This is a genomic window from Spirosoma validum (assembly GCF_014699035.1).
Taxonomy (GTDB): domain Bacteria; phylum Bacteroidota; class Bacteroidia; order Cytophagales; family Spirosomataceae; genus Spirosoma; species Spirosoma validum.
Map to the genome: position 1 here is coordinate 40881 of NZ_JACXAA010000009.1, position 22928 is coordinate 63808.

The 22928-nt window shown below is 49.5% G+C and carries 18 protein-coding genes; 10 read left to right on the top strand and 8 right to left on the bottom strand.

Going from position 1 to position 22928, the window contains the following annotated elements; translation table 11 throughout:
- The first annotated feature begins 104 nt into the window (after positions 1-104).
- On the top strand, positions 105-845 hold the full coding sequence (locus IC230_RS22155) for an EcsC family protein (RefSeq protein WP_191041253.1): 741 nt from the start codon (positions 105-107) through the stop codon (positions 843-845).
- Between the two features lie 21 nt (positions 846-866).
- On the opposite strand, the gene IC230_RS22160 is transcribed toward IC230_RS22155, so the two are convergent.
- From IC230_RS22160 to IC230_RS22185, 6 genes are all read right to left on the bottom strand, one after another.
- Positions 867-1322, bottom strand: a complete 456-nt coding sequence (locus IC230_RS22160) for a lipocalin family protein (RefSeq protein ID WP_191041254.1) — start codon at positions 1320-1322, stop codon at positions 867-869.
- Positions 1323-1402: 80 nt separating this feature from the next.
- The gene (locus tag IC230_RS22165; RefSeq protein ID WP_191041255.1) at positions 1403-1936 is read right to left on the bottom strand and encodes a DUF998 domain-containing protein; all 534 of its coding nucleotides are present in this window, start codon (positions 1934-1936) and stop codon (positions 1403-1405) included.
- An 8-nt stretch (positions 1937-1944) separates the two neighbouring features.
- Positions 1945-3084, bottom strand: a complete 1140-nt coding sequence (locus IC230_RS22170; protein WP_191041256.1) for an FAD-dependent oxidoreductase — start codon at positions 3082-3084, stop codon at positions 1945-1947.
- Between the two features lie 31 nt (positions 3085-3115).
- Positions 3116-3874: a helix-turn-helix domain-containing protein gene (locus tag IC230_RS22175; RefSeq protein WP_191041257.1), complete on the bottom strand. Its 759-nt coding sequence runs from the start codon at positions 3872-3874 to the stop codon at positions 3116-3118.
- Between the two features lie 259 nt (positions 3875-4133).
- Positions 4134-5273, bottom strand: a complete 1140-nt coding sequence (locus IC230_RS22180) for a serine hydrolase domain-containing protein (protein WP_191041258.1) — start codon at positions 5271-5273, stop codon at positions 4134-4136.
- An 87-nt stretch (positions 5274-5360) separates the two neighbouring features.
- Positions 5361-6356: a helix-turn-helix transcriptional regulator gene (locus tag IC230_RS22185; RefSeq protein ID WP_191041259.1), complete on the bottom strand. Its 996-nt coding sequence runs from the start codon at positions 6354-6356 to the stop codon at positions 5361-5363.
- 366 nt (positions 6357-6722) lie between these two features.
- On the opposite strand from IC230_RS22185, the gene IC230_RS22190 reads away from it, so the two are divergent.
- From IC230_RS22190 to IC230_RS22200, 3 genes are all read left to right on the top strand, one after another.
- Positions 6723-7313, top strand: a complete 591-nt coding sequence (locus IC230_RS22190; protein WP_191041260.1) for a hypothetical protein — start codon at positions 6723-6725, stop codon at positions 7311-7313.
- 93 nt (positions 7314-7406) lie between these two features.
- Positions 7407-7556, top strand: coding sequence for a hypothetical protein (locus tag IC230_RS22195; RefSeq protein ID WP_191041261.1), 150 nt, complete (start codon positions 7407-7409; stop codon positions 7554-7556).
- An 18-nt stretch (positions 7557-7574) separates the two neighbouring features.
- On the top strand, positions 7575-8954 hold the full coding sequence (locus IC230_RS22200; RefSeq protein ID WP_223860791.1) for a PKD domain-containing protein: 1380 nt from the start codon (positions 7575-7577) through the stop codon (positions 8952-8954).
- Between the two features lie 75 nt (positions 8955-9029).
- On the opposite strand, the gene IC230_RS22205 is transcribed toward IC230_RS22200, so the two are convergent.
- On the bottom strand, positions 9030-9794 hold the full coding sequence (locus IC230_RS22205) for an outer membrane beta-barrel protein (protein WP_223860775.1): 765 nt from the start codon (positions 9792-9794) through the stop codon (positions 9030-9032).
- Between IC230_RS22205 and IC230_RS22210 the strand changes: the two genes are divergently transcribed.
- The 3 genes from IC230_RS22210 (at position 9793) to IC230_RS22220 (ending at position 14050) form a co-directional block, all read left to right on the top strand.
- Entirely contained in the window at positions 9793-10716 is a 924-nt protein-coding gene (locus IC230_RS22210; RefSeq protein ID WP_191041263.1) for an EamA/RhaT family transporter, read from the top strand. The two genes, IC230_RS22205 and IC230_RS22210, sit on opposite strands and share 2 nt — an antisense overlap.
- Positions 10717-10782: 66 nt before the next feature.
- Positions 10783-12441: a sulfatase family protein gene (locus IC230_RS22215; RefSeq protein WP_191041264.1), complete on the top strand. Its 1659-nt coding sequence runs from the start codon at positions 10783-10785 to the stop codon at positions 12439-12441.
- A gap of 34 nt (positions 12442-12475) precedes the next feature.
- Positions 12476-14050, top strand: a complete 1575-nt coding sequence (locus tag IC230_RS22220) for a sulfatase family protein (protein ID WP_191041265.1) — start codon at positions 12476-12478, stop codon at positions 14048-14050.
- A gap of 14 nt (positions 14051-14064) precedes the next feature.
- On the opposite strand, the gene IC230_RS22225 is transcribed toward IC230_RS22220, so the two are convergent.
- Positions 14065-15948: a heparinase II/III domain-containing protein gene (locus IC230_RS22225; protein WP_191041266.1), complete on the bottom strand. Its 1884-nt coding sequence runs from the start codon at positions 15946-15948 to the stop codon at positions 14065-14067.
- Positions 15949-16196: 248 nt separating this feature from the next.
- Between IC230_RS22225 and IC230_RS22230 the strand changes: the two genes are divergently transcribed.
- The 3 genes from IC230_RS22230 (at position 16197) to IC230_RS22240 (ending at position 22883) form a co-directional block, all read left to right on the top strand.
- Positions 16197-19376 (top strand): SusC/RagA family TonB-linked outer membrane protein, encoded by a 3180-nt coding sequence (locus IC230_RS22230; RefSeq protein WP_223860776.1) that lies wholly within the window; start codon positions 16197-16199, stop codon positions 19374-19376.
- 35 nt (positions 19377-19411) lie between these two features.
- Positions 19412-21082 (top strand): RagB/SusD family nutrient uptake outer membrane protein, encoded by a 1671-nt coding sequence (locus IC230_RS22235; protein ID WP_191041267.1) that lies wholly within the window; start codon positions 19412-19414, stop codon positions 21080-21082.
- Between the two features lie 169 nt (positions 21083-21251).
- Complete coding sequence (locus IC230_RS22240) at positions 21252-22883, top strand: ABC-F family ATP-binding cassette domain-containing protein (RefSeq protein ID WP_191041268.1); 1632 nt, start codon at positions 21252-21254, stop codon at positions 22881-22883.
- Positions 22884-22928: the final 45 nt, after the last annotated feature.

The window sequence follows — 22928 nt, forward strand, 5'->3', positions numbered from 1 at the left end:
GACAAGCAGGCGTTTGTGGAAGTTAATGAGGATGTATAGTAGCAAACAGCCGGTTCGGCGTTTTAATTCGGTGAAGATAGTATTTTTTCGCTAAATCATATCATATGACTCCCTACGAACAAGCCGTAAAAACAGAACTTACCCGCTGGCAGCAGGCCATGCAAAAGCCGCCTTCCACCTTTGGGCGACTCTCTACGGCCGTGCAGCGTCGGATCAATCGAATCATTCCACAAAAAGTACATGCTGTTGTTACCGCTACGATCAAGCAAATGACCCGGGCCGTTCTATTCGGTGCTGAGTTTCTGTCCCGCCAGCCGGTGGAAGGCAAAACGCTCATTCAGCGCGATGCCGATGTGGCTCGCCGGATTGAGTTCTACAAAAAAACGAGCGCGGCCGAAGGGGGCGTAACGGGTGCCGGTGGGTTTCTGATGAGTCTGGCCGATTTTCCAATCCTGCTCGCGCTGAAGATGAAAATGCTGTTCGAGATTGCCAGTCTGTACGGTTTTCCGGTGAATGATTATCGCGAACGGGTGTATATTCTCTATGTTTTTCAACTGGCCTTTTCGAGTCAGGAGCGTCGGCAGGAGGTATATCAATACGTAGCGAACTGGCCTGAGCATAGTCGCCAGCTACCCGATGATATTCACAAGTTCGACTGGCTTACCTTTCAGCAGGAATACCGCGATTACATCGATCTGGCCAAAATGGCGCAACTGATTCCGGGCATTGGAGCCGTGGTTGGCGTTGTGGTCAATTATAGGCTCATCAATCAGCTCGGACGTACCGCTATGAATGCGTACCGAATGCGTTTGCTGGCGGAGGATAACGCGTTACGTATCGAATAGGCGATTCGCCCGTTAATAAACCTAGTTTTTAACTCGTTTATAGGTTTCGATAATGATGTGGTCAATGCCTAGTTTCTCCACTTTTTCGATACCTTTTTGAACTAACGTGTCCCCGGAGATTTTAATTATAAACTTGAATTTGTTGCCTTCCCAATTCTTGTCGCTAAAGTAATCCAGATGTTCCGTATAGGTACTGTCAGCTAAGGTGTATGTGCCACCGCCCGCCGTAAACGCGTTCGACGAATCTTTGGGCGTATTTACTTTATGATTTAAGAATGCGAAATGCGTTGGGTTAATAATCTTGATCATTTTATGGGTCGGATCGAACGTAGAAAAGGTTGAATCCTTTTCTGTGGTTGTCGCCGAAACCAACTCCCAGGTGCCAATAATAGGCGTATCGGATTCGGCTTGTTTTGTTTTGCAGCTTGACAGGATGGAAACCATCGCTAGTAAAGTAAGTACACGGTTAAGCTTCATGGATCAAATGGTTTTACTCGGAAACTAAAGAAGTATGGCTTGGCAACCTACTTAAACGAACCAACGTAGCAAGCAATTGATCAAACTACGGCAAGCAGACTGCCGAATAGAATCGCTTCGATTACCCTTTGTACGAGCCCTCGAAATGGCAGGTCCGGTATAGATAGCAACAGAGCGCCTGCTAGTACACTGCCAGCCGCTACACTAAAAGGGTCATACCCGAACAGCGTGAACGTAGTGCTGAATTGACCCAGAAAATAAGCGCCACCAATGTACTCGACGGCCCCACCCAAATTGTGAATCTGCTGTCGACCACTTCCCGACAAAGGTGAGCCCGTGTCACAGGGAAAGAATGCAGCCACTACGTACCCAGTCCCAACACAAACGGCCAGGCCGGCTACAGCGTTCTCATCCGTTAATGCGGCTACTACCCATAACAGGACGCCCACGAATAGAAACAATCCATAGTTGACGGGGCGCGTTATAGGGCTGCCAATTTCACCCAGTTCGCTGATTGTTCGGTTTAAATGGTTATAGCCGGGCTTACGCCATCCAAAATAGATAATGCCTGTCAGCAATGCCAACGTACTAATGAGCGTGAGAACGTAGGTCATTTTTGCGGCTAACTGAACATAACAATCATATTGGAAAGGGCAGCTGGAGAATGCAGAGAAGCGGTTTGTTCTAACGTCATGGCTGCGGTGTCTGACGCTCTTGCACGCATCTGTTGTTCGTACTGAGCGATTGCTGTCTGGACATCCGGAAATTCGTCACTTGTAAGACATGTACTTAATTCCAGAGCATCCAGCATAGCCATATTGACGCCTTCACCCGCATACGGAGGCATCAGGTGCGCGGCATCACCCAGCATCGTTACATTCGGTAACGCATCCCAGGTTTGGTCCAGCGGCATACAATATTGCGGTCGGGGCACAAAGTTAGAGTCGGCGTTTTCAATTAATTCCAGCCAGGCAGAATCCCAGCCAGCAAATTCCTGTTTAAACCACGCCAGTACCTGAGGCTTGTCCGAAAAATTGATCCCGCTCGTACGAATCCAACCCTCATCGGTCTTACAGCCGGTGTAGAAAACCAAACTGCCATCGCCTTTCGAGCTGACAATTATCGTTTTTTCGTCGCCCATCGCGAATATCTTTCCGCCGTTTAACAGCCTGTGTATGTTGGGTGCCGTTATTTCTGAATTATAGATGGTTCCTTCAACAATCGTAACGCCCGCATAAAAGGGCTTGATGGACGTAATGAACGGACGTATTTTGGAGTTAGCCCCATCGGCGGCAATGACGATATCTGCAAAAGCAGACGTATCGTTTTGAAACTCAAGCTTCCAGCCGTTGTTAACCGGTACTAATGACGTCAAATAGCGGTTCCAGACAACCGTATCGGGCTGTAATGATTCCAGCAAAATTCTCCGTAGCGGACCGCGATCAATTTCCGGACGGAATATCTCATCCGTTTCGTTTGCCTCGTCGTCCCATAAAATAGTCATGTTTTTGTCAACGATACGTACCTTCTCCGCTCCCGGACGAAAGTTGGCGTTAAACGCAGCCATCAACCCTGCTTCCTGAAGCGCTTTCAAGCCTGATTCTTCGTGCAAATCCAACGTAGCACCCTGTACCCTGATATCTTTGTTCAAGTCTCGTTCATAGACGTTTACATCGGCACCGCTTTGTTGCAGCAGTCGGGCAAGCGTCAACCCGCCGGGACCTCCGCCCACTATAGCTATCTTTTTATGATCAATTACCATGTCTAAAAATGTAGTTTAGTATGGCGCAAAACTACTTTGTCGACAAGGTGGAAAATTGTATAAATCGGTCGTTTTCGTTGCGGGTTAGTTCTTTGGGCGTAACACCAGAATATTTTTTCACGTCTTTGATGAAATGGGCCTGGTCGGTAAAATTTTGATCCGGGAAAAGTTTTCCTTCCCGGATTTGGTCGAAAGAAGCTCTGTAGCGCAGAATACCACAGTACGTTTTCAGCGAAACGCCAAACCAGTGCTGAAAATACCGATTGATCTGGCGGCTGCTCCAATGAACGCTATCCGAAAGTTCATGAACGGGAAGAGCGCCCTGCGACGAATAGATCAATTCCATTAATTTTTGTTTTCGTTCATTAACCTTCCCCTTCAATAAACTCATCATTTTCGCCGACACTTTATCACAGAACGTACTAAAATCGGTCAGATTGTCGGGGGTAATGTTCCAAAAGCCAGTCGGTAAATAGCTTACTTTATTCGCGAGTGGGGCAATGGTAAAATCAAGCAGGTATTCGAGAGCGAGTAACTTGAAACTGATCGCGAAAATGACCGATTGAGGAGAAATAGCGCTTTGCGAAGGCTCGTTAGCCAACCCGGAAACCGTTACGTGGAAAGGTTCGATTGCTGAGCAGGAAAAGAAAATATCAAATCGGCCGTCGGGTAAAACGACTACGTCTTTTTCTTCATCCGTGTGATTCACAAGCATCCAGAAACTTTCTACAAAGTCAGAAAGTGCCGGGTCTGGTTGCGCGAGTTTGTACTCAATATCGGCTATAGCCATTTCTACATGGATGGATTAATCGAACCCAGAGCGGTCCGGAGGTTTAAAGGCATATTACACTTGCTGATCTAATCCATTCCGTGGAGTCAGGTTCTAAACCTGACTCGGTGAGGTTTCTCAAAACCGAACCACTGTGAATCGCTCGGTTTTGAGAAACCTCGCGGGGCAGGTGTAGAACCTGCCCTCACTAATGTACTAAACTCCGTGTACTCTGTGCCGCAACGGCGAACCGCTCTGTGGTTAAATAACTTTTTACAAACTACTGTTTGTTCTGGCGTTGCTCTTTTTTGTACGGCTCGTACCCTAGAAACGCCACTGTCGACGGAGTAAATCCCATAAACTGCTTTGTGATCTCGCCAATCAAGCTCAATCCGTTGAACGAATTGGTAAAATACACAACGGCATTCTGAGTTTTGCGGTTGCCCACTACGTAGCATCGGTACGTTTCGTTATCGCCCCAGTGCCAGAAATAATCGCCGGTTGACTGATGTTCCAGACCAAAACCTAATCCCCAGCTCAGCGTTGGCGAAAGCGCATCGGCGGCACCGAATTTTTGGGGTAATTTACCCTGCGGTGACAACATCTGATCGACGGTGCCCGCTTTTAAACCGGTTGGGGTTAAAATAGCCAGCAGAAATTTAGCGTAATCATCGGCGGTCGTTTGTAGGGAATAAGCGGTATTAGCCTGATTGGATTTGTAATGATCCTGGGATTTGCTCTCTTTATCATGAGCAAACGCAAAATTGCTGTCGAAAGCGGGGTTCCAGACGTAGCTGCTGCGGGTCATCTTTAACGGGGTAAATACGCGCTCTGTCATCAGCTCGTTAAGCGCTTTGCCCGTGATTTTTTCAATCACTTTTTGCAGATAAACAAAACCTTCGCCGGAATAACCGAAGCGTTCATTGGGCGTAAACGACATGGCCAGCTCGGACGATCGTCGGTTTTTGCGCCAGTTTGGAAATCCTGACCGGTGACCCAGGACCATTCGGGTCGTGATTTTCTTGTACCGTTCATCCGATGCTACGTCCGGATAGAGAAGGTATTGATACAGTGGTTTATCCAGATCAAGTTTGCCTTCTTCCACTAACCGGAGCACGGCATACGCAAAAACGGGCTTACTGAGCGAAGCCGCATCGAAGACCGTAGCCGACGTAACGCGCTGGGTCGAATCGGCTTTGGTCAGTCCGTAACCCTGACTGTAGTAGGGTTTATTTTGTCGAATGATGGCTATGGAAAGGCCCGGTACGTGAGCGCCTTCCAGTAGCGACGTAATAAATTGATCAATCTGGCGGGGCGATATAGCTGCTGGCTTCGGTTGACTTAAAGCTATTGTTAGGGGTAAGCCGATCAGAATGAGCGATAAGGTTCGGGTTCGACAAATGCGGAGAAGTGGGTTCATTGCGTAAAAGAAGGTGGCTATGCGTAGCAAAGATGCCGATAAATAGAACGCTGGTGCACGCAAATAGCCAGTACTTCCTGATCACCGTTAAGCCATTATAACCGAAGCCGAGGATCTGCCATGCTGGTGTTGCGACGGCGTCTGTCCCGTGAATTTCTTAAACGCAATGGAAAAGTGTTGGGAGTGTTCGTAGCCTAACCGATCCGCCACTTCATCGACGCTGAGCGCGTGGTGACGTAACAGCTGACCGGCATAGTCCATGCGCAGTTTACGCAGGTAATTGAACACGGTCGTATCGAACAACTGCTTAAAGCCTTTCTTTACTTTAAACTCATTCAGCGCGCAGAAACGGCTCAATTGAGCCAAAGAATGGTCTTCCAGGAAATTTACTTCGAGGTACGCTTTAAGCTGATACAGCTTTTCGACTTCCTGAACCGGGATATCCTCCGTACAAACAGCAGGCTTCCGAAACTGATCGATCTGCAAGGCTATTAACTCCAGCACGCGCGACTGAATCAGCAGGTTGCGCATAGGACCTACAGCCCGGCAATTGTGAATATCATCGATCAGACAAAGCATTTGTGGCGTAATGGTCTGCGTTCCGCATACGCCGGAGAACGGGCGTTCATGTTCCAGATCGTTCAGAATGGCTTCGCTCCACGTATCAGAATGACCGATTGACGAAGCGAAAAAATCTTTCTTTAAGTCAATCAGGAGCATCGAAAGGGTCTGGCCGCCTTTGATGTGATTGACGTGACCTGATTCGGGCGAGTGAATGAGGTTATGTGTTCGGCTACGCATGGGTAGCTCATGAGAAAGCCCTTTAAACCGGGAGTGGATTGCGCCTTCCAAGACAAAATTGATGCTGATCGAGTCGGCCGGGGTTGGATCAAAAAGCGTAAAATCAGCACCTGTCTGCCAGTGCATGTTCATCACCTGCAGATGCGGGAACGTCGTGTTTTTTACGTGTACCTGTCCGGCTTCAGGATGCCGAAAGTAAATGCCCTCGTCCTGTGTTATGGGCTGACCCATCATCAGAGCGGGGTCGAAAATGGAACTGGCCTGAAGCACAGGATTAGTCATTGGAAGGGTGCCGACACGTAGTGAGGTTGCTACGGAATATGCTTTGCTAAATTAATTGAACAGTCAGTCAATCGGGAACGGGCGTGTCACGAACTGAGAGGCCCATCGTATAAACTGGGCATTGCCATACCTGAACTGTTGTCCCCTATTTGTCCTATCCTCGAGCTGAGACAGCAGGTTATGTTTCCACCTTCATCAAATGTAGTCGGGCGGGTTCGGTTCAATGATACGTAACAAAGTGTCCCACTATCATAATCCATTGCGCGTAGGTGGTTATCCGTTGCACGTAGGCAGCAACGGCCCTCAGTAGCTGAATTTTGTCCCATCAAACGCTACTGACGGCGCTGATTTAGAACCACACCCCCAATGAATACAATTTACGACACAAGCCGACCTGCTGAACATGCGCCAGCTTCCATGCGGTTCAACCATTTTCTGATGACCGGTCTAGGCGAACCGCATCCCTGGAGCGCTAACCACACACCCGTACTGACTGCCAGCGCGGCCGATCTGCTTTTCGGTATGGGGATGACATGTATCGAGATTACGTTCGACGGCCACACCCGGACGTATACGGATTTAGGTGTCTGTCGGTTTACCGAGGGCGGCACGACACAGCTTTGGTATCTTGATGCGGGGCTCGGAAACGGCGATTACCTGTCCATCGGCCTTTTGGGCAACGGTTCTGGAAGCTATTCGTTTGGCACCGACTTGTCTGAACGTACGGGCATCAGCATCGTAACGTACGGAATAGGGCAATCCATTTATTCCTCCTACTACGCCCATTCTCCAAAGACGGATAAGCCATGCCTGACACAGGGACGAGTCGATGTTGAGCTACCTGATTGCAGTCGACTGGCTCGGTTGACATTTTCAGGTACTGTACTCCCGATGGATCGAACAGATGGATTAGGCCAGGCTGTACCCATCAGTGGTCGTCTGTGTCTGGCCTGCTAAACCAAGTTTTAAATCAGAATATCCTCATTTCTTTCGCTTCGGCAAGAGCAACTAATTTAATCAATCACATTCTTTTCAAATTCAAACCATACCATGCAATTCGCTAAACAAGTTTCGCACACGATATGTAGCGCCTTTCCGTCGACGCATTCGACCGTTTTTGTCCGTCATTTTCAGCTTCGCAACCTAGCCATTCTCTTTATGTTGACCAGCTTATTTCTGACCAGTTGTAAGCATGGCTAACCTGAACCTCAGCCAACCCTGGTCGCCAATGCGGGTGCAGACCAAACCGTTCAGGTTGGCCAGCTCGTGACGCTCGATGGTACAGCTTCCCGAGATCCACAAGGTCTACCATTAACGTATCAATGGACAATTATTCGCAAACCCGCCACGAGTGTCAACGCTACGTTGGCAGGACCCACGACGGCAAAACCAACGTTTATGCCCGACGAAGTTGGCGAGTATGAACTAACCATGACTGCCTCGAATGGAAAAGATACCCGGTCCGACAACGTACTGGTTACGGCCTCAGCAGCGCAGCCCATGACGATCAACGCCGACATTACGGTACAGACCATTCTCGACGATCGGATCGCCAACCCCAATTTGCCTGATTATATCGTAACCAAAAGTATTGCGGTGAAGCATGAACTGACTATCCGTCCGGGCGTGGTTATCGCCTTTGAGCGCGACGTCCGGTTCGACATCAATGCAAACGGGGGTATTTTGATCGCCAAAGGGACGGCGGATAAAAAAATACGTTTTGTTGGCGTAAACCCGACGAAAGGCTACTGGGCCGGTATCATGGTCTACTCGGGCAGCAACGCGAACGTACTGGAACAGGTTGAGGTGTTACAGGCCGGTAGTCGCACATTGCTGGATAACAAAAAGGCGGGAATCACGCTGTTCAAAGAAAGCCAGATTGTGCTGAAAAACTCGTTGATTGCTCAGAATGATGGCTATGGTCTGTTTGCAAATGAAGAGGCCATTTTACGGGAATTTACCGCCAATACATTCAGTGCGAACACCGAAGCGGGTATTCTTCTCGTGACCGATAACGTAGCAAAACTGGATGCAGCTTCTGTCTTTACCAACGGAAACGGACGTAACGTTATCGAAATCAACGGCGATTACATTGGCGAAAATGGACAGAGCGCTGAGATTATTTGGGGTGGCTTTACTGATAAAACACCGTACCGTTTACTAAACGACGTAGCGGTTCGGTCAGGCTGGAAACTGAATCCTGGCGTGACGGTTGAGGCCGGGCGTGACATATCGATCCACATTAATGAATCGGGCTATTTGACTGCTAAAGGGACGGATACGCAGAAAGTACGCTTCACTGGAGCCGGTACTACGGCGGCTTACTGGAAAGGTATTCTCTGTCTGTCGGCCAGTGCCAAAAATACCATCGAGAATGCTGAAATCCTGAATGCGGGAAGCAGTTCACTGGCGGCTGGAAATCGCGCCAATCTATTACTCTACGGGGATAGCGTGCTGATGTCGGTTCGTAAAACGCGCATCGGCGGGAGCGGAGGGTACGGAATCTACGTTGCCTCCGGCGCTAACCTGAACGACGACGCAACCAACAGCAATACGTTCGATGGCAATGCGCAGGCAAACGTCGAACACGAAAATTAGTAATGTCAGAATCAAACTGGTTGATCGACGCGCCTTCGGCTCATGAGCCGAAGGCGCATTTTGCTGATTATACGTTCAGAATGTGTAGGCCAGTTGGGTTTGCAGACTGAGCTCAAAGGAAGGATCATGGGTTCGTGATCCGCCCAATTGCCCGAAATTGTAAGTCCAGACGGGCTGCGCCATGAACGTATACTGATCTGTTAGTTTATAGCGAATACCGGCTCCCAGTAATAGGTGAAAAACCGGACTGGCGTTGAGCGGAACAAGCCGTAGATTTTGGGTAGACTCGCCAGCTCGTGTGACCAGTACGCGCGACGTCAACGGGAAATCGGTGAGTAAGCCAAACGAAAAATAGGGCGATAGCCGCTGCTGGTTAGCGTAATAGTTGAGTAGCAACGGGACACGGAAAACGCGCTTACGGAGGGTTACGCTACCTTCGCCCGCTAAGGGTTGCCGACTCTGGCGGATGGCAACCTGCTGAAACCAGATACCCGACGAAACCGACCAGCCGGGTGCGTAGGTATACAGAACCGATAGGCCAACAGAGGGACCGAATGCCCAACGACTCCCATTTACATAAACAGGTTCCACCACCTGTCCATCGCTTTCCGGGTAGAAATAGCGGTTGCCGTAATTCGTGTGAGCGAGCGTTGGCGAAAGGGTAACCGAAACCGACAGATTCCGCTGTCCACAAACCTGAGTAGCCGAAAGAATCACGAAAGAAAAAAGGAGAACCAGATTCCTGTTCATAACGAAACCCTCTGTTTCAAGCTGGCAAGATACGTGTCCAATCGAATAGTCGGTTAACTTAGCCCGAAAATTACCGCCTGTATCCTTCATGCTCTTTTTAGCGCTTAGTATTCTGCTTTCGGTACTGCTGCTGTTGAATTTTCGTGTCTTTCCGCGCTACGAAATCAATACGTTCCAGGCCATTGTATTCAATTATCCCGTGTGTTTTCTGACGGGTTTGTTTCTTTTACCAGCCGGTCAGTCGTTCACGATCGATTTCTCGCAAACCTGGACCTGGCTGGCATTCGGACTGGGCGTAGGGTTCATATTGACGTTTTTGCTGTCGGGGGCATCTACGCAACGCATGGGGATTACCGCTACATCGCTGGCCAATAACCTGTCATTAGTAATTCCGGTTTGTTTCAGTTTGTTCATCTTCCGTACGGGCGGCAAGGTGTTCGATACGTTGAATTACCTGGGTCTCGTGCTGGCGGTTATTGCCGTGGGGTTAAGTACATACAAGAACGAACCGGCTGAATCTGCCTCATCCGCCAGGCCGACGACCCGTCGCCTGGGCGCTAACGTACTGTTACCAATCGGTGTTTTCCTGTTTTACGGAGCAACAAACACCATGATCAATTACATGAACCTGCATTACATTCCATCGGCCGATAAAACCATTCAGGTAACGCTGACCATGGTAATCGGTGCTATCGTGGCTGGATTGGTGATGCTGGTTATACGATTGGTTCAGAATAAAGAGACCTTCCAGCCCCGAAGCCTGATTGGGGCCGTTACGTTGGGCATTCCTAATTTTCTAAGTTTCTATACGTTAGTGATGGCGCTGTCGGCTTTTGAGGGAAATGGCGCGTTTGTTTATCCACTCTACAACATTGGCGTTATTCTGCTGGCCGCGTTGCTGGCCGCTCTGTTTTTTCGGGAGCAGCTCTCGACGGCCAATAAAATCGGACTGGGATTAGCCGTGCTGGCTATCGGCCTGATTTCATGGCAGGAACTGGCAGCCATTGCGTAACACGTACCACTAACGTAACAGTAGGGGACAACTGACAGTCTGCTTTTCACACCAAATAGTAGCTCTATGCGTAACGTAGTAATCATTTTTCTGTTACTGAGCGGACTGACGATGTCGTTTATGAATCATCGGTCCGTTCCCACTCAACAGCAAGCAAGCAGACCTAATATTCTCTGGATTACCTGCGAAGATATGTCGCCCCGTTTGGCCTGTTACGGGGATAAAGAAGTGAAAACACCGAACCTCGACCAGTTGGCGGCTGAGGGCGTTCGCTACTCGCACGTATACAGCACAGCAGGCGTGTGTGCGCCCAGCCGGTCAGCCATTATCACAGGTATGTATCAGACGTCCATCGGTACGCAGCACATGCGCACGGTGCAGCTCACGCCCGAAGCCAGCCAGTATTTTGGTATGAAAGGCTATTCGGCCGTCCTGCCGGAAGCGGTACGTTGTTTCCCCGAGTACCTGAGAAAAGCGGGGTATTACTGCACTAACAATGATAAACAGGATTATCAGTTCCTACCACCCGTTACGGTCTGGGACGAAAGCAGCAAAAAAGCACACTGGCGCAACCGGCCAGGCGACAAGCCGTTTTTCTCGGTGTTCAACCTGATGATCACGCACGAATCACAGCTCTGGTCACGAAATAACGAATCCTTGCTGGTACGTCCTGAAGACGTAGACGTTCCCGCTTACTACCCCGATACCAAAACCGTTCGTCACGATATTGCCCGGCACCTCTCGAACGTAATGCGTATGGATTCCATCGTCGGAACGATCATCAGGCAACTGAAAGACGATGGCCTCTACGATAACACGATCATTTTTTTCTATTCGGACCACGGCGATGGGCTACCGTTCGTAAAGCGGGAACTCTACGATCGGGGGTTACGGGTACCAATGATTATCCGGATGCCGGAGAAATTCCGGGTGAAGGGTAGCAAACCGGCCGGAAGTATCGACGATCAGCTGATTAGTTTTGTCGATTTAGCGCCCACCATGCTTTCGCTGGCCAATCTACCTCTGCCAACGTATTTACAGGGACAGGCGTTTCTGGGAGAGAAGAAAGCAGCTGCACCCCGAAAATACATTTTTGCCGGTCGGGATCGAATGGACATGCCGGTCGATCGGGTACGGGCCGTTAGTGATGGCCGGTACAAATACTGCCGGAATTTTATGCCCGAAAAGCCTTTTTACCAGGATGTTGACTACCGACTCAGCATCCCGATGATGAAGGAAATGCTGCAACTGCGGGACGAAGGGAAACTGAATGCCACGCAGATGATGTGGTTCCGGAAAACGAAGCCTGTCGAGGAACTGTACGATACGCAGACCGACCCGAATGAGTTTACCAATTTAATCGATAAACCAGCCTACAAGGCCAAGCTTACAGAGTTGCGAGGACAAATGGACGCCTGGCTTAAAAAAGTTGGCGACCGATCTGCTGTTCCAGAAAAAGAGATGATCAAACAGATGTGGAATGGCGCTTCGGAACCGCCCCGAACGGCTCAACCCGAAATAGTCATGGCGGGGAATGCGGCTACCATTCGTTGCGCTACGCCGGGCGCGTCGGTCGGTTATGTGTTGAAACAGGGCGCTGATCAGCAGAACGTTTGGCAAGTGTATGGTGGAGAAAAACTAACGCTTCAGACGGGTGATTCACTACGTGTTGTTGCGCAACGGATTGGGTACTTACCTAGTGCAGCCGTCAAATTGAGAAAATAAAGTACCTTGATCCTCCTAAACTCTACTGATTTTTATGACTGGAACATGTATTGGTAGTTCCCTGATTAGTTTACTCACACTCGCTGGTTTACTGATCACTACGGCGGGGTGCTCATCTAAAAAACAGGAAGCGTCAGCGCCGGACCGACCTAATGTAATCTTCATTTTTTCGGACGATCACACGCACCAGACGATCAGTGCCTACGGTAGTACACTGGCTAAAACTCCCAACATCGACCGTATTGCGAATGAAGGCGCCATTCTGCACGCAAACGTAGTGACCAACTCCATTTGTGGGCCCAGCCGCGCTACGTTGCTGACCGGGAAATACAGTCACCTAAACGGTTATAAACTCAACGAGAAAGTATTTGACGTCAACCAACCGGTTTTTACAGAAGAGTTACAGAAAAATGGCTACCAGACAGCCTGGATCGGGAAGATGCACCTCGGCGCTTTGCCGCATGGGTTCGATTATCTGAACGTACTGCCGGGGCACGGCCATTATTACAATTCAGACTTCGTTAATTCAAAAGGGGATACGGTACGTCAACCCGGTTATGTAACGAATGTCATTACAAAGCTTTCGCTGGACTGGCTTAATCAGCGCGATGCTGCGAAACCGTTTTTTCTGGTCGTGGGTCATAAAGCGACCCACCGCGAATGGCTGCCTGATTTGCCCGATCTTGGCGCCTATGACAACGTAACGTTCCCGCTGCCACCAACCTTTTATGACGACTACAAAGGCCGTATAGCCGCTCACGATCAGGACATGACCATCGACAAAACCATGCGCCTGAAGGAGGATTTAAAAGTACACGCCGACTATGATAAAAAAGGTCCCTTCAATGGATATAGCCGCTTCACACCTGAGCAAAAAAAGCCCTTCTACGACTATTACGAGAACAAAGTCAGTAAGGAGTTCGACGCCAAAAAGCTCACCGGGAAAGCCCTGGTTGAGTGGAAATACCAGCGGTATCTGAAGGATTATTTATCCGTAGCGAATTCGCTGGATCGGAACATTGGGGAATTGCTCGATTACCTGGACAAAACCGGTTTGGCTAAAAATACGGTGATCGTTTATGCCTCGGATCAGGGCTTTTACATGGGTGAACACGGTTGGTTCGACAAACGGTTTATTTACGAAGAATCGCTGAAAACGCCTTTTGTGATCCGCTATCCAGGTGTAATCAAGCCCCATACCCAGATCAATAAACTAGTCTCCAACATCGACTGGGCACCTACGATCCTGAATCTGACCGGAACGGCCATTCCGAAAGACGTTCAGGGCGAATCGTTCCTGCCGTTGCTGAAAGGCGAAAAAGTGCCCTGGCGGAAAGAAGCGTATTACCATTACTACGAATTTCCGCAGCCGCACCACGTTTACCCGCATTTTGGCCTGCGTACTGAGCAATACACGCTGGTTCGATTCTACGGCCCGAAAGATTTCTGGGAATTATACGATCTCAAAAAAGATCCGCACCAACTGCAAAATTTGTACGGTCAGAAAGGTTATGAAGCCATAACAAATGATCTGAAAATGAGGCTCAGGCAACAAATGGAAAAGTATAAAGACGACGAAGCGCTTAAGCTGTTAGCCAGTAAACCATAATCGTTTGTTTGCGCTTAATCACGCGGCCATTGACTCAAAGGCTGCAGGTTTGGAGTCGACTTTGATGCCGATGAGGCCGGAATGAGCAACACCGATAACGCTGTTTTGGTATTGGCCGGGATTTTTACCTCGAAGCCAACCCGCGTTGTTCCTGGATTTTCTGCATCGTAGTCGTGTGGCGGATCAGTCGACCAGGTTTGAAGTTCAATCTGGGCCGGCTCTTCCACCTGTAAAATTAATTTCTTACCGTCTTTTGTCAGTTCGGCTTTGTTCTTACTAATCAGCTTTACCGTAGCTGGGGTAAGCATTGTCCAGCGGACCGTTGTTTCAGTCGCAGGAGTCTCCAGCTCATCCCGAATGGCAACAAACGATTGGTTCAGAATGGCAACGCCCCGGTTCGCCTTTGTCAGGACATTTTGGTAGAGGTCCGTTAAGTCAGTTGTCGCATTCATGAACGCTGGCGAGCTGGAGTGGCTGGTAATGGTTGCCTTGCCATTTACCCGTTGCAGTTCATCATTGACCGTCAGTGTGTTATGAACGAAGTTGTTGTAGCGAAAAATCTGCCAGCGTTGCGAGTCCTGTTTGCTATTCCACAAATCCACCTTTTTCGATTCCAGCGATTCGTAATTCTGCATGCCAAAATCCATTGCCCATCGTACACTATCGGCTTCCATGACGAACGAGCCAACGTCCATGTGGGCATGATTCACAGAGGGACTTCCCGCTTTCAGACCAACGAAAATCGCAGCCGGATCAGACCAGGACGTACGCATCAGCGCTACGGGGTTGCGTCCTTCGCCAACCCATACCGTTGATTTAGGGGCGCTGATTTGACTCATGCGAATCCCATTGCTCCAGAGCATAACGGCCGGAAGCAGACGGTCTTTAACATGACGTTTTGGATCGTGATTCATGAGCTGGCTACGTTCTACCCATAGCAGCGAAGGGTCTTTGGATTTTTGGGCGAACCAGAACATGGCGGGTTGCAATTCTCCACTCAGGCCCGAATCGGAATAGTTAAAGGCGCTGCCCGATGGGCCCGTCATATTCTCTAAATAACCAGCCGTTTTCAGGAAACCGGGACGTTGCGAAAGACCAAAATCGGTTCCGAACAAGATGTCGAGGGCGCTGATGAGCATGACGTTAAAGCTGGTGCCGTAACCCCAATAGCTGTACCCTTCAGGATAGGCACCACTCGGGCTATAATCGCCCATCGGCAAAACGACTGAGTCAATTGCCCGGTTGATGACCTGCTTCGCCAGTTCGGGTTGATCCTCGTAAATGGCCATAGCGCCATAGGTCATGCCCGCGTTGCACACCTGATTCCAGTTGTGGGTTGCTTTCAGCCAGCTATTGTATTTGGTGTCGAGTGATGGCTCAATACCTTTCGTTCGAATGGCTGTTTTTATAGTTGATCGGGATGACTCACTTAAGTTGGGATAAAGCCAGTCGTAACCGATCGAGACCGCCATGGTCATTTCCGCTACGTCCAGAAAATGCGTCGGGTTCCAGTCGCTGAAGTTGCTGACGGCCAGCAGTTCTTTTTCGCCCCGTTGCAGGTACTTGTCCTGCCTGGTCATTCGCCAGGCATACGACAGAAAAAATAACCGACGTAGCGCTTCCCGTGAGGTGCTCAGCAATCGTCTTCCGATTTGAATTCGTTCCAGTGGTGCTACGGCCAGCAAGGCATCACATTCAGTGAGAATGGCCTGGTGCATTTGCGCCCAGGTTTTATCTGAATCGATGGTACGTTGAATACCTTTCTCTCCGTCTTTCAGAAGCAGGATGCGTGGGTGGTCGGCAAATTTGGTTTGATTGCCAATGTGATCCGTCTGCGCGAAAACGGATAAATGGATGAATAGAAAAAAGACGAAATAGTATACCTGATTCGAGTGCATACGGGTAGGAAGGAGCTGATAACGTTTAACGAAATAAGTCGCAGACGATGTTAAGCTACCCATGTACCCCCGAGCGAAAGCCATTTTAAGCGAATTGATGCCTTTTTAAGGCCAGGTTTTATAATTATTGGTAGTAAAAACAGGCTTTAAGCCGCTTTTAATGTCACGTGCGCCAAAAGGGTAATCCGTTAACGTGCAAGTAGCTACATAAGGTAAAACAAGCCTTTTACTGTTAAACCAATTACTTAATGAAAAAAAATCTACTGTTCCAGATAGGATCTACGTATGCCTGGCGAATGGCCTGTCTGCAAGCAGGGTTGTTGATGACCTGCGGAACCGAAATTGTGAAAGCGGCTGGCCCTGATTTGTTGGTAAAAGTTAGCAATCACATCAAAGCCGATCAACCTGTTTCCGGAAAAATAACGGATGAAAAAGGCGACGGTTTACCGGGCGTGAGTGTCGTCGTTAAAGGCACTACGCGCGGTACCTCCACGGACGCCAACGGACAATTCAAGATGAATGTGCCAGATGGCAAAGCCGTACTGATTGTCAGTTTTGTAGGCTACGTCCGGCAGGAAATCGAGGTTAATAATCGGTCGGTGATTAATGTTCAGTTACAGAATGACGATAAAGCCCTGGAAGAGGTTGTTGTCGTTGGGTATGGAACGCAGAAGAAAGTAAACTTGACGGGGGCCGTTTCGACAGTCGACTCGAAGGCGCTGGAATACCGACCCAGTGCTACGTTGGCGAACGCGCTTCAGGGTGTTACACCGGGGCTGACAATTACACGGCAGAGTGGTCAGCCGGGTAGTCAGGGGATTAGTCTCCAGATACGTGGGGTTACATCGGCCAATGGTAACGTCAATCCCCTGGTGATGCTCGATGGGGTAAGCGTACCCATTGCAACCATGCAAACGCTTAACCCGAATGATATTGAGAGTATCAGTGTGCTGAAAGATGCCGCTGCTGCGGCTATTTACGGTGCGCAGGCTGCAGGTGGGGTTGTACTTATTACGACCAAAAAAGGCAAAGCCGGTAAGGTTACATTCGATTATCTCGCGCAATACGGTGTCGACTGGGCTATTAATGTGCCGGGTCGTATGAGCCTGATTGATGAAGCATTGTTTTCAAATCTGGCCCGTAAAAACTCAGGTAGTGCTCCTGAATACACAGATGAAGAATTGCAGCGTATTCGGGATGGGATTCCCTACGTAGTCAATCCAGCGGACACCGGTACGTATCTATACTACAACCAGCAGTCACTATCCGATCAGTTGCTCCGCAAATACACGACGATGAAGACGCACAACTTCACGGCTCGGGGCGGCTCCGATAAGGTAAACTTTCTGCTATCGGCGGGTTATTATGAAAAACAGGGCGTATTTAAAGTCGGCCCTGACAATGCGAAACGCTATAACCTGCGGCTAAATCTGGGGGCTCAGCTAACCAAACACCTTTCGCTCGATACCCGATTGTCCTATACCCTCGAACGTATCCAGCAATCATCGGCTGGCGTCGATGGGGAGGGGTTGCTGTATCAGGTTTATCGGTTGCGAACGCGAACGCCCTTCTTCACCCCGGAAGGACGCTATAACGGCGCAGGCTCGGCCGCTACCGCGTATGGTATCCTTGAATCGGGCGGCTACAATGATCAGAACAAGCGGCAGTTTGACGGTGTGGTTAACCTCCAGGCGGCCAATTTTGTGAAAGGACTAACCTTACGGGCCGTTGCCGGAGTGCAGTATCGGCCCGCCAACCGGGAACTATTCGCCCGCACCGTACCGCTCTGGGGAAAATCCCGAATTTTAAGTTATGCCAACAATCCGAACTCGTTCCAGGTCACGAATGAACTGGTTCGGAATACTAACCTGCAGTTTCTGGCAACGTATGACCTCAAGGTGGGCGATAAACACAATTTTACGGTGTTGGGTGGGTATCAGTGGGAAGACTACCGGGAAGAAGGGGTAACGACAACGTCCTCTAATCTGGTTAGCAATGACCTGCCAACGCTGAACCTCGGCGACGATAGAACTAAGAGCAACAGCGAATACGTAGGAGCGCGGGCTTTCCAGTCCATATTTAGTCGTTTCAACTATAATTACGATGGTAAATACCTGTTCGAAGCCACTATCCGGCAGGATGAAAGCTCCAAACTGGCATCCGGTTTACGAACGAAGATATTCCCGTCGGTATCGGCAGGCTGGAACATGCAGCGCGAAGAATGGTTTGGACGGGCATTGCCGTTATTTACGGAGTTTAAAGTCCGTGGATCGTGGGGACGTCTGGGGGGCGCCCTGGGCGACAATATTGGGAACTATGATTATCTGAGTCAGTTGAGTCGAGGTTCCGCCCTGGTGCTGGGCGATGCGCGAACATCGTATATCTACCAGAACTCGATTCCATCGGCAGCGCTGTCCTGGGAAACGATTGAAACCAGCGACATAGGTATTGACCTCGGTTTCTTCCAGAACAAGCTTCAATTTACGGGTGATTATTACGTAAAATATAACCGTAATATGTTGACGCCTATGCAGTTGCCGGGTACGATTGGTATCGGTACGCCAAGGCAGAACAATGGTGAACTGAAATCCTGGGGCTGGGAAACAGAAGTCCGGTATCGTGGTCAGGTCGGCAAAGACTTTACGTATTCCGTCTCCGCTAACTTATCGGATAATAACAACAAACTGCTGAGTTACTCAGGACGTACAGTTATTGGAACGGGGACGAATGGTTTGGTCGAAGGATTCCCCTTGAATACGATCTGGGGTTATCAGACGGCGGGGTATTTCCAGACCGCCGATGAGGTTAAGAACTGGGCATTTCAGGACAATCGCTCGGGTGCAGGCGACGTAAAATACATTGATCAGAACGGCGACGGACGGATCACGGTTGGGAAAGGTTCGGCGGCCGATTATGGCGATCTGGCTTTACTCGGCACCACTAACCCCCGTTACCAGTATGGATTCACGTTAAGCGCTCAATGGAAAGGATTCGATCTGACAATTTTCATGCAGGGCGTTGGCAAACGTAGTTACCGGGCCAACTCCGAATCCATTGCACCATTGCTTGTTACGTGGAAGCAGGCGCTGGCCATTCACAGCGATTACTGGACGCCCGAAAATCCGAACGCTCTTTATCCACGTCCCTATGTAGGCGCTACGCATAATTACCTGGCGTCGGACAAGTGGACGCTCGATGCCAGTTACCTCCGTATGAAGAACCTGCAATTTGGCTACACGCTGCCCACTACGTTGACGCAGAAAGCCCATATCAATCAGGCTCGATTCTTCTTCTCCGGTCAGGATTTATTCACCATCTCTGGCCTGAAAGCCTTCCAGGGCTATTATGATCCTGAGACACGCGATGGGGTACAGAACGACTATCCGTTTTTTGCTACAGCCTCTATGGGCCTGAATATCTCCTTTTAATTGATTGTCACTTGCAGAACGAACTTACAAAGTCAATGAAAAAAATACTTAAATACACGGCTATTTCATTGGGCATGCTGGCAGGTTTACCAGCTTGTGAAGTGGAAAGGCTGCCTGAAACAGCCATCAGCGACCAGACCTTCTGGCGTTCAGAAGGCGATCTAAAAGCCGCTTCCAATTACTTATACACGTATTTACCAACCTTTGGTACACTTACTCCGCAAGGCTATAGCTCCACCTACAACGTTACGTATGCTAGTGAAGACGTCTGGTCGGATGATGCCTTTGGGCTGGCTTCCAGCAATATAAGTGATGGTTCGCGCCTGGCACCGGCTACCGATGCTAATTATACGGCCAACTATCTACTAATCCGGGCGGCCAACAATATCATTGAAAAAGCACCCCGTGCAGCGGCCAGTACAGCTCAAACGATCATTGATCGCTATGTTGCTGAAGCCAGATTTTTTCGTGCCTGGGGATATTACAACCTGGTGCAACGATATGGTGACGTACCGCTTATCCTGAAAACGCTGGATGAAACGTCTGCCGACTTAAATGCACCAGCTAGTCCGCGCGCTGCCATTTTTGATCAGATTTATCAGGATCTGGATTTTGCCGCTCAGAAGCTGCCAACACCAACTACGTTGGGAACTGCCGATTACGGTCGCATCAGCAATACGGCCGCCCTGTCGTTCAAAGCGCGGGTGGCCTTATTCGAAGGAACGCGCTCAAAATATCATAGTTACGGTGAGCCAACGAAACACCTGAAAGTATCTGTTGATGCCGCTAAAGCCGTGATTGATAGTAAACAGCACGATCTTTACGCGGGGTCTTACTTTGATATATGGCAACTGGCCGGTGAGGGACGCCAGAACCGGGAAAATATCATTGTCAGACAATACGGCGTATCATTAACCGAACGGGTTGTAACACACAGCTACTACCGGGGAACCCTGGAAAATGGGAATATGAATCCAACCAAGAGTCTGGCTGATTCGTACCTCTATAAAGATGGCTTGCCGATCAACAAATCGCCTTTGTATAAAGCCCCCGTTGTGTCGACTGATGTATTTGTTGACCGTGATACACGAATGAGCGATACGTTTATGAAGAAGGGCGATCCGATGATGACCACGAAGCCCATCTTTGATATTGCTCCGCTGGTTTTCAATAAAACTGGTTTTATGTTCCGTAAAACGTCGAATGTTGATGACTGGAATACGCAGGCATCTACGATCGACCGGCCGATCCTACGCTATGCGGAAGTACTCGTTACGTATGCAGAAGCGCTGTATGAACTGAATGGCTCGATCAGCGATGCCGATCTGGACTTGACGGTGAATCGCCTGCGCCAACGTGGGGGCGTGGCAAAGCTGACGAATACGTTTGCCACAGCCAACGGGTTGAACATGCGTGATGAAATTCGCCGGGAACGTCGGGTTGAGCTAGCGCAGGAAGGCTTCCGGTACTGGGACCTGATTCGCTGGAAAACAGCCGAAGTGGAATTGCCCAAACCTATCCTGGGAAATTATTTCTTCAAAGCAGAATTCGGAACAGTAGCGGCAGTACGGCTAACGGCAGATAACTATATTCTGGTACAGGAAGCTAGTTTCCGCAAGTTTGATCCGGCCCGGGATTATCTGTGGCCATTGCCTATCAATGAAATTGCGCTGAACCCATTGCTAGTGCAGAACAAGGGTTGGTAACGTAGCCAGCTATGTAGTACGTAATAACGCGGGGGCAGCCTGACTTTTGGTAATCAGAAAGTTGGGCTGACCCCGCGTTACTATTGATACAGTTAGAATCGCCTTGCATACAGCTTTCCCGCCAGAATTTCGTATCTTTGCGGTTTAATTCTGAACAGAAAATCAAGCTATGGTATCGGTACAAAACGTCTCACTTCGCTATGGTAAGCGGGTGCTTTTCGACGACGTAACTATAAAATTTACGGCTGGCAACTGCTACGGCGTTATCGGTGCCAACGGCGCGGGCAAGTCGACTTTTCTTAAGATCTTATCGGGTGAGATTGAGCCACAAACGGGCTCCGTCAGTATGACGCCCGGCGAGCGGATGTCGGTACTGAACCAGAATCAGTCAGCCTATGATACCTATCCCGTACTGCAAACGGTTATTATGGGCAATAAACGCCTGTATGACATTATGCAGGAAAAGGACGAGCTCTATGCCAAAACGGACTTTACGGATGCTGACGGGGAAAAAGCCGCTGAACTCGAATCTGAATTTGCGGAAATGAACGGCTGGGATGCCGAGTCCGATGCTGCTACGTTGTTGTCCGGGTTAGGGATCAAAGAAGACCTGCATTACTCGCTGATGGGCGATCTGAACGGTTCCGAAAAAGTGCGGGTGCTGTTGGCGCAGGCGCTTTTTGGCAACCCCGACGTCCTGCTGCTCGATGAACCGACGAACAACCTTGATGTCGAGTCGGTGAGCTGGCTCGAAAACTTCCTGGCTAATTTCAGTAATACGGTCATTGTGGTTTCCCACGACCGGCACTTTCTGGATCAGGTCTGTACGCAGATCGTTGATGTGGATTTCAGTAAGGTTAAGCTCTTTGCCGGAAATTATTCATTCTGGTATGAATCGAGCCAGTTAGCGCTGAAACAACGGCAGGACCAGAACAAGAAAACCGAAGACAAGCGGAAAGAACTCGAAGAGTTTATCCGGCGTTTTTCGGCCAACGCATCGAAGTCGAAACAGGCGACCAGCCGGGCTAAGTTGCTCGAAAAACTGACGATTGACGATATTCAGCCCTCGTCGCGCAAATACCCATACGTTAACTTCAAACCCGAACGCGAACCTGGCGATCAGATCCTGGCGGTCGAGAATCTGACGTATACGGCGGAAGACGGAACGAAACTGTTTGAAAACCTCTCGTTTACGGTAAATAAACAGGACAAGATTTTCCTGTATAGCCGGGATGGTCTGGCTGTTTCAGCGCTCCTGGACATTCTGGCGGGAGAGCGCAAAGCCGATTCAGGTACGTTCAAATGGGGCATTACCATCACTATGTCGTACTTCCCGACGGATGCCGAAAAGGAAAAGTTCTTCCAGACCGACCTGAATCTGGTGGACTGGCTGCGGCAGTATTCGGTTGAAAAAGACGAAAGCTTTATTCGCGGCTTCCTGGGTCGGATGTTATTCTCTGGTGAAGAATCACTCAAGAAAGCCACCGTGTTGAGTGGGGGAGAGAAAGTCCGGTGTATGTTGTCGAAGATGATGCTCTCGGGTGCTAACGTACTGATGCTGGACGAACCGACCAACCACCTCGACCTCGAATCCATCGAGTCGTTGAACAACGGTCTGATTGATTTCAAAGGCCCGATTCTTTTTACCTCACATGACCATCAGTTTGTGCAAACAGTTGCCAACCGCGTCATCGAAATTACCCCAGCGGGTATTCTCGACAAGCTGATGACCTACGACGAATACCTTACCGACGCCCGTGTAAAAACGCAGCGAGAAGAGTTATACGAAGCCGTAGCGTAACAAAACAACGAGTCGATACGAAAGGGTGCGCAGCTAGTCTGTGTG

Coding starts and splice junctions, on each gene's coding strand:
- IC230_RS22155 (WP_191041253.1), top strand. CDS start 105: ATGACTCCCTACGAACAAGCCGTAAAAACAGAACTTACCCGCTGGCAG.
- IC230_RS22160 (WP_191041254.1), bottom strand. CDS start 1,322: ATGAAGCTTAACCGTGTACTTACTTTACTAGCGATGGTTTCCATCCTG.
- IC230_RS22165 (WP_191041255.1), bottom strand. CDS start 1,936: ATGACCTACGTTCTCACGCTCATTAGTACGTTGGCATTGCTGACAGGC.
- IC230_RS22170 (WP_191041256.1), bottom strand. CDS start 3,084: ATGGTAATTGATCATAAAAAGATAGCTATAGTGGGCGGAGGTCCCGGC.
- IC230_RS22175 (WP_191041257.1), bottom strand. CDS start 3,874: ATGGCTATAGCCGATATTGAGTACAAACTCGCGCAACCAGACCCGGCA.
- IC230_RS22180 (WP_191041258.1), bottom strand. CDS start 5,273: ATGAACCCACTTCTCCGCATTTGTCGAACCCGAACCTTATCGCTCATT.
- IC230_RS22185 (WP_191041259.1), bottom strand. CDS start 6,356: ATGACTAATCCTGTGCTTCAGGCCAGTTCCATTTTCGACCCCGCTCTG.
- IC230_RS22190 (WP_191041260.1), top strand. CDS start 6,723: ATGAATACAATTTACGACACAAGCCGACCTGCTGAACATGCGCCAGCT.
- IC230_RS22195 (WP_191041261.1), top strand. CDS start 7,407: ATGCAATTCGCTAAACAAGTTTCGCACACGATATGTAGCGCCTTTCCG.
- IC230_RS22210 (WP_191041263.1), top strand. CDS start 9,793: ATGCTCTTTTTAGCGCTTAGTATTCTGCTTTCGGTACTGCTGCTGTTG.
- IC230_RS22205 (WP_223860775.1), bottom strand. CDS start 9,794: ATGAAGGATACAGGCGGTAATTTTCGGGCTAAGTTAACCGACTATTCG.
- IC230_RS22215 (WP_191041264.1), top strand. CDS start 10,783: ATGCGTAACGTAGTAATCATTTTTCTGTTACTGAGCGGACTGACGATG.
- IC230_RS22220 (WP_191041265.1), top strand. CDS start 12,476: ATGACTGGAACATGTATTGGTAGTTCCCTGATTAGTTTACTCACACTC.
- IC230_RS22225 (WP_191041266.1), bottom strand. CDS start 15,948: ATGCACTCGAATCAGGTATACTATTTCGTCTTTTTTCTATTCATCCAT.
- IC230_RS22230 (WP_223860776.1), top strand. CDS start 16,197: ATGAAAAAAAATCTACTGTTCCAGATAGGATCTACGTATGCCTGGCGA.
- IC230_RS22235 (WP_191041267.1), top strand. CDS start 19,412: ATGAAAAAAATACTTAAATACACGGCTATTTCATTGGGCATGCTGGCA.
- IC230_RS22240 (WP_191041268.1), top strand. CDS start 21,252: ATGGTATCGGTACAAAACGTCTCACTTCGCTATGGTAAGCGGGTGCTT.